Here is a 6,354-nt window from a genome sequence, read left to right on the forward strand (position 1 = left end):
GAAAAAGGAGAATAGTGACCTATTCTCCTCAAAAAATTGAGCTGATAAAAAATGAGTAGTTCAGGCAGTAAAGCCTTGATAGATAAAATACAGACCAACTGTAGTCAATAAGGCCGCAAAACATTTTTTTAATAGAACTGGTGATAATAAATGCGCCACTTTTGCACCAAATTTTGCAGTGATAAAACTCATCACACTAATACCAATAAACGCATAAATATGAATATAACCAATCGTATTTGGTACTTCGACTTCAGCTTTCTGACCAAACCAGATGAAACCTAAGGCACCAGCCACTGCGATCGGCAAACCGCAGGCAGCAGAAGTGGCTACTGCTTTCTGGATGACGACACCACAACGATTCAGGAAAGGCACAGTCAAACTGCCGCCACCAATCCCGAATATGGCCGATGCCACGCCAATGCCACCACCCGCTGCCAACTGTAATGCGGCTGAAGGCAATTTCTGATTCGGATCAACCTGATAATGCGCGCCTCTAAACATTCTGAATGCAATCCAGACTGCAAAGAAGCCAATCAGCAATTGCAGGCCTTGGCCCGATAAATAATCTGCAATTCCAGCTCCCAAGAATGAGCCAATGACCAGGCCGGGTGCCAGATTACGCACTACATCCCATAACACTGCCCCTCTCTGATGATGTGCCATCACCGAACTGATTGAGGTTACAATAATTGTGGCCAGAGAAGTTCCGACTGCCATATGCATAATCACGCTTGGATCGTACTGGAGCTGGGTAAAAACAATGTACAGAATTGGCACGATAATCAGACCACCACCCACGCCAAACAGGCCTGCGGCAAATCCTGCAATTGCACCAATCAATAAATATATGATTAACTCCATAACGACATTTACCACGTTTAGATTCAAATGGATGTAGAAACTCGCGAACTGCAGCAACGTTTAAGTCAAGCAGGCCAACTCCCTGAAGTGTTGCTGATCAAGCCGATCACCACATCGACCAATGACGATGTCCGGGAACTGGCAACCAAAGGGGTACAACAGGTACTAGTGTGTAGCCGCGTGCAAACCCAGGGACGTGGACAGCGTCAACGTCAGTGGATTTCTCCTGAGGGGAACATCTATTTAAGCACATTGCTGCATACACAAAAAGTAATCGATGGTCGCCTGGCACTGGAAATTGCATTAAATATCCTGCAAATGCCAAGCCTAAAAGGACTGGACTTGCAGGTGAAATGGCCCAATGACCTGTACAGCCTGCAGGGGAAATGGGGTGGCATTCTGATTGAACCGATTTCGACTCAACAGGTGGTGGTTGGTGTCGGGATCAATATCAGCCCACTCATGGAAAGCATTCCAGACCAGCAGGTCACCTCTCTGACTGAATTGGGACTACCACATACTTCACGTGTAGATCTGATTGCCGAGTTGTATCTGGCTATTCAGCAAGCGGGGGAATGGTTTAATTATGGCAGTCAGAATCTGCCGGCACGGTTTAACCAATATGCTGCATTTTTCCAGCAAACAGTTGAATTTACCGATATTCAAGGCCAATATTCCGGAACTTTCCTCGGCATTCAAGACGATGGTGCGGTCATTATCGAAACGAATGCAGGTACGCAGACATTTTATCAGGGGCAACTCCGTCTTAAAAACGGTGGCTGAACAGGCATCATTCAATGAAAAAACTATGGTTGGATATCGGCAATACACGGCTCAAGTACTGGATTACGGAGCAGAACCAGATCATTGAACATGCCGCGGAAATGCATTTGCAATCCCCTGCCGACTTACTTCTTGGCTTGATTCAGCACTTTAAGAGTTTAGGCTTGCATCAGGTCGGGATTTCTTCCGTGCTGGACAAAGCAAATAATACCCGAATTCAATCGATTCTGACCTGCCTGAACATTCCTGTAGTTTTTGCCAAGGTACAGGCACGCTATGCCGGTTTGATCTGTGGCTATGATGATCCTTCCCAGCTTGGGATTGACCGCTGGTTGCAGGTGCTGGCCGTTGCCAAGTCGACCGAGCAAAATTACTGTGTCATCAGCTGCGGGACTGCCCTGACCATTGATCTAGCCCAAGGTCAGAAACATCTCGGCGGTTATATCCTGCCGAATCTGTATTTACAACGCGATTCCCTGATCCAGAATACCAAAGGCATTAAAATCCCGGATGCAGCTTTCGAGGAACTCAGTCCTGGGCGCAATACCATTGATGCCGTACATCATGGCATTTTATTCGGTCTGCTCAGTACCATTGAAAAAGTACTGCAAGATTTTCCGGCACAGCTGATCCTGACCGGTGGAGATGCTGCACTCTTTGCCCAGCATCTCGAACGGTTTCAGCCTATTATTGAACCCGATTTATTGCTTAAAGGCCTGCAGCATTTTGCAGATCATTTGCCAAACACAGTTTGAGCAGCTCGAGCAACTTTGAAAAATCTGCATAGCCATCCAGCTTGTTAAAATGCCCTGCATTTTTGATTTCAAAAATCTGTGCATTCAGGCTATGGCCCAAACGCAGTGAAATCGGTGCAGGCACATAAGGATTATTGCTGGAAAGCAGCATTACAAAACGTTTGGCGCCAAGTGATAAATTGTTCAGATCTAGCTTTACTGCCTGCACCATTTTGTTTAGTTCCGACCAGGCCACCAGTGGTGTATCAAAAGCTGCGACCAGCATTAGCCCGCCAATTTTCAACTGTGTACGGTTATAGTGTTCTTCGAGAAACTTTAGAGCACTTAAGCCACCCAAGCCATGCGCAACAATGAAACTATGCTCATCCAGATGTGGAATCTGCAGTTTCAGGTTGTGCTGCCATTCTTCCAGATCGGGTTGAAAAGGATTGGCCAGCATGATCCGTTTGGCCTCGAACCCGGCGTCTTTGATCTGCCGGCTTAACCACGGATACCAGTGGTCATTTGAGGTCGCCTGATAGTCAGGCACGATATAGACTTTCTTCGTTATATTTTTCATAGCATTGTACTTATTATATTGAGAGCAAAATGCTCCGAAAAAAATTAAGTTTTTAATTATTTATTAGCGGATGAAATTCAATATTCCTTATTCAACTTCACCCTGTCATCATTGAACCAATCTGTTCATCATCCTCCCTATTTAGTTGAAGATTGGATCAGATAAGGCTGAATCACTCGCCAGACTTCCGGCAGTTCAGTACAACCCTGCGAATTAATAAAATGCCCTTGATGTTCGGCACAGACTACGATTGCATCCAGACTTTCCGCTTGCTCCAGACTGAAGTCAGGCTGAACCCGATCATCACCTTCCGAATAAATCACTACACGTTCATCAATCTGACGTTTCAGTAAATCAAAATCTACTTCAGCCGCGTCAATGAACGGATTAACTTCTTCCAGACGTCCCAGTCGGCCATTGAAACCGGCCACCAAAACCAGTTGTTTGATTCTCTGATTTTTTAATTCGCGACTTAAATAATGTAATGCAGCCAGACAACCCAGACTATGCGCAATAAAAATACTGTTTTCGTCAATCCCGTCAATCTGTTCACGCATTTGCTGTTCCCAGACCTCCAGTTTTGGCGTAGTTGACGGGTCAAGTCTGAGTACTTTCAAGCTGACATGTTCCTGCTGGGCTTTTTCCTGAATCCATGGAAACCAGTTTTCTTCAGGACTTGCGGTATAGCCATGCACCACAATCACTTGAGTCATTAGATACATCCTTCTGTATTATTTTATTTCGAATGTTTTCGAGTCTGCCTGATTTTTCTAGAAATTTGGGTAAGCAAATGTTGTTTTGTTTAAACTGGATATAAAAGAAAATACAGACAATAAAAAAGGCGCTGTACGCGCCTTTTTTATTTAAAACAGTTATTTTTTGTCGTTGCCGCCGAACAGTGGGCCCATACCACCGCCACCGCCAAACTGTTTTTGCAGACCGCTCAGTGATTTCATCATTTTTGCCATACCCGACGGATTAGCAAATTTCTTCATCATCTTCGCCATTTGCGCATGCTGTTTAATCAGCTTGTTGACTTCTGAGACTTCCATACCGCAACCTGCTGCAATACGCTTTTTACGGCTTGGATTCATCAGGTCAGGGTTACGGCGCTCCTTGATAGTCATCGACTGGATAATCGCTTCCATTTTCTTCACTTGCTTTTCAGGATTCGCCTGCGCAATTGCATCTTGAATACCAGAATTGCTCATGCCTGGAAGTTTGTCCAGGAAGCCCATCATGCCGCCCATCTTGTTCATCTGCTCGAATTGCATCAGCATATCTTCAAAGTTGAAGCTACCGCCTTTTTGCAATTTCTTCGCCATTTTCTCGGCTTTTTCTTTGTCGATTTTGCGTTCAACTTCTTCGACCAAAGAAAGCACGTCACCCATGCCCAGAATACGCTGTGCCACACGTTCCGGATGGAATGGCTCAAGAGCATCCAGTTTTTCGCCCATACCGAGGAACTTGATTGGCTTGCCAGTAATCGCACGAACAGACAGTGCTGCACCACCACGCGCATCACCATCAGTTTTAGTCAGGATCACACCCGTCAAAGGAAGCGCATCGTTAAATGCTTTGGCTGTATTTGCCGCATCCTGACCGGTCATGGCATCAACCACGAACAGGGTTTCAGTCGGATTAATCGCTGCATGCAGCTCTTTAATCTCTTCCATCATATCGTCATCGATATGCAGACGACCTGCAGTATCGACAATCAGTACATCGGCAAACTGGATTTTTGCCTGTTCAATTGCACGATTAACGATGCTGATCGGTTTTTCAGTAGCACTCGATTCAAGGAAAATCGCGCCAACTTCGCCAGCCACTGTCTGTAACTGCTTGATCGCAGCCGGACGATAAACGTCGGCAGACACCATAGCTACTTTTTTCTTTTGACGCTCTTGCAGGAAGCGCGCAAGTTTGGCTGCAGTCGTGGTTTTACCCGCACCCTGCAAACCCGCAAGCAGTACCACCACCGGTGGTTTTGCTGCAAGGTCAAGGCTTTCATTAGCCTCGCCCATCATTTTGGTCAATTCGTCATAGACGATTTTGACGAAGGCTTGCCCTGGTGATAACTGAGTCATCACTTCCTGGCCTAATGCTTCTTCCTTAACTTTCGCGATAAATTCACGAGTTACAGGTAACGCAACGTCGGCTTCAAGAAGTGCCATACGTACTTCACGTAACGTATCTTTAATATTGTCTTCGGTTAGCTGCCCTGAGCCAGTAACATTTCTTAAACTCTGCGTGAGTCGTTCTGTTAAGGTATCAAACATTGCAAAATCCGCTTAAAATAGCCAGTAGCAAAAAATTGTTTCTTAAAATAGAAAATTTATGCATAGAATGCTATAGGATACTGTAGTTCGCACTGAATTTATATAAATGAATATTCATCACCCTTAAAAAGGTTTGACATGCTTAGCCTACCCTTGGTTTACACGATCTTAGCATTAATCGCTTATACCTCCTCTTTTTGGTATCTGTTCATTCATTTAATGACTAAACGTACTCCAAATCAATGGTTTGTCGGCTTAACAGCTTTAGTTGGACTGGTACTGCATGCTTTGGTTTTATCAGGTGACATGTATACCCCGATGGGGATGAATTATGATGTATTTGCCTTACTTTCCTTTACGTCAGGGCTAATGCTGCTGCTAAGTATCATTTACAGTACCTATCGGCCGATTATTGCTTTAAACCTGATTGGTATCCCCGTCGCTGCGACCGGCCTGATTCTCGGTTTCAGTTTCACCCAGCCAGCGAAAGTTATTGCACAAAATTCCCTAGGTCTGGATATTCATATTATCTTGTCCCTATCTGCATACGCTGTGTTATTGATGGCGACGATTCAGGCCGTCATTTTGCGGTTTCAGGATCGTGAACTGAAGAAAAAACAGAAACGTCGGGTTTGGGTGAATCTGTTGCCCTCCTATCAGGATATGGAATCTTTATTGTTCGATATGCTGATGACTGGTTTCATTTTACTGACACTGGCATTGGGTTTCGGATTCTTTACCATTGATAATTTCTTCGCCCAACATCTGGCCCATAAGACCGCCTTTAGCATTGTGTCTTGGCTGGTTTATGGTGCATTATTGATTGGACACTGGAAATTTGGCTGGCGTGGTCAGAAAGCAGTTCGTTTTACCCTGCTTGGGTTTGGCCTGCTGGCGCTCGGTTTTATCGGCTCCAAATTTGTGCTGGAAATGCTGTTAAACAAATAAGCTGATTGATCTTCAATATTATAAAAGCCCAGTTAAGACTGTAATGCCAGTCAGTTAAGAGATTGACTGGCATTTTTTTGGGTATTTCTGTGGTTTCCCTTTCACAACTCGTGGGTAGTTTCTACTTCTTTTTTTCGGTAAAACATACCTTTTAGATTTTTCCATT

7 protein-coding genes are annotated in these 6,354 nt (G+C 44.7%); 3 read left to right on the top strand and 4 right to left on the bottom strand.

The annotated features are described in order from the left end of the window. Positions 1-60: 60 nt before the first annotated feature. Positions 61-864 (bottom strand): sulfite exporter TauE/SafE family protein, encoded by an 804-nt coding sequence (locus tag FTV12_RS04755; RefSeq protein WP_004783347.1) that lies wholly within the window; start codon positions 862-864, stop codon positions 61-63. A 27-nt stretch (positions 865-891) separates the two neighbouring features. Between FTV12_RS04755 and FTV12_RS04760 the strand changes: the two genes are divergently transcribed. Then, complete coding sequence (locus FTV12_RS04760) at positions 892-1,647, top strand: biotin--[acetyl-CoA-carboxylase] ligase (protein ID WP_004783349.1); 756 nt, start codon at positions 892-894, stop codon at positions 1,645-1,647. Positions 1,648-1,661: 14 nt separating this feature from the next. Next, positions 1,662-2,402, top strand: coding sequence for a type III pantothenate kinase (locus FTV12_RS04765; protein WP_179992864.1), 741 nt, complete (start codon positions 1,662-1,664; stop codon positions 2,400-2,402). Here the strand turns inward: FTV12_RS04765 and FTV12_RS04770 are convergent. The 3 genes from FTV12_RS04770 to ffh all read right to left on the bottom strand — a co-directional run bounded on the left by FTV12_RS04770 (position 2,356) and on the right by ffh (position 5,240). Beyond that, complete coding sequence (locus FTV12_RS04770; RefSeq protein WP_179992863.1) at positions 2,356-2,961, bottom strand: alpha/beta hydrolase; 606 nt, start codon at positions 2,959-2,961, stop codon at positions 2,356-2,358. The genes FTV12_RS04765 and FTV12_RS04770 overlap by 47 nt on opposite strands. Before the next feature lie 137 nt (positions 2,962-3,098). Then, a complete protein-coding gene (locus FTV12_RS04775; RefSeq protein ID WP_179992862.1) occupies positions 3,099-3,674 on the bottom strand; it encodes an alpha/beta hydrolase in 576 nt (191 codons plus the stop codon). Positions 3,675-3,833: 159 nt separating this feature from the next. Beyond that, positions 3,834-5,240, bottom strand: a complete 1,407-nt coding sequence (gene ffh / locus FTV12_RS04780; protein WP_004783356.1) for a signal recognition particle protein — start codon at positions 5,238-5,240, stop codon at positions 3,834-3,836. A 138-nt stretch (positions 5,241-5,378) separates the two neighbouring features. On the opposite strand from ffh, the gene FTV12_RS04785 reads away from it, so the two are divergent. After that, positions 5,379-6,188 carry an inner membrane protein YpjD gene (locus FTV12_RS04785; protein WP_004783358.1) on the top strand — a complete coding sequence of 270 codons (810 nt, stop codon included), beginning with the start codon at positions 5,379-5,381 and terminating at the stop codon, positions 6,186-6,188. The last annotated feature ends 166 nt before the right edge of the window (positions 6,189-6,354 follow it).

The sequence above is a fragment of the Acinetobacter sp. YH12233 genome (genome assembly GCF_013417725.1).
In the GTDB taxonomy this organism is placed as follows: Bacteria; Pseudomonadota; Gammaproteobacteria; order Pseudomonadales; family Moraxellaceae; genus Acinetobacter.

What these genes read in the sequence shown, in the direction of transcription:
- FTV12_RS04755 (WP_004783347.1), bottom strand. Translation starts at nt 864, where the DNA reads ATGGAGTTAATCATATATTTATTGATTGGTGCAATTGCAGGATTTGCC.
- FTV12_RS04760 (WP_004783349.1), top strand. Translation starts at nt 892, where the DNA reads ATGGATGTAGAAACTCGCGAACTGCAGCAACGTTTAAGTCAAGCAGGC.
- FTV12_RS04765 (WP_179992864.1), top strand. Translation starts at nt 1,662, where the DNA reads ATGAAAAAACTATGGTTGGATATCGGCAATACACGGCTCAAGTACTGG.
- FTV12_RS04770 (WP_179992863.1), bottom strand. Translation starts at nt 2,961, where the DNA reads ATGAAAAATATAACGAAGAAAGTCTATATCGTGCCTGACTATCAGGCG.
- FTV12_RS04775 (WP_179992862.1), bottom strand. Translation starts at nt 3,674, where the DNA reads ATGACTCAAGTGATTGTGGTGCATGGCTATACCGCAAGTCCTGAAGAA.
- ffh (WP_004783356.1), bottom strand. Translation starts at nt 5,240, where the DNA reads ATGTTTGATACCTTAACAGAACGACTCACGCAGAGTTTAAGAAATGTT.
- FTV12_RS04785 (WP_004783358.1), top strand. Translation starts at nt 5,379, where the DNA reads ATGCTTAGCCTACCCTTGGTTTACACGATCTTAGCATTAATCGCTTAT.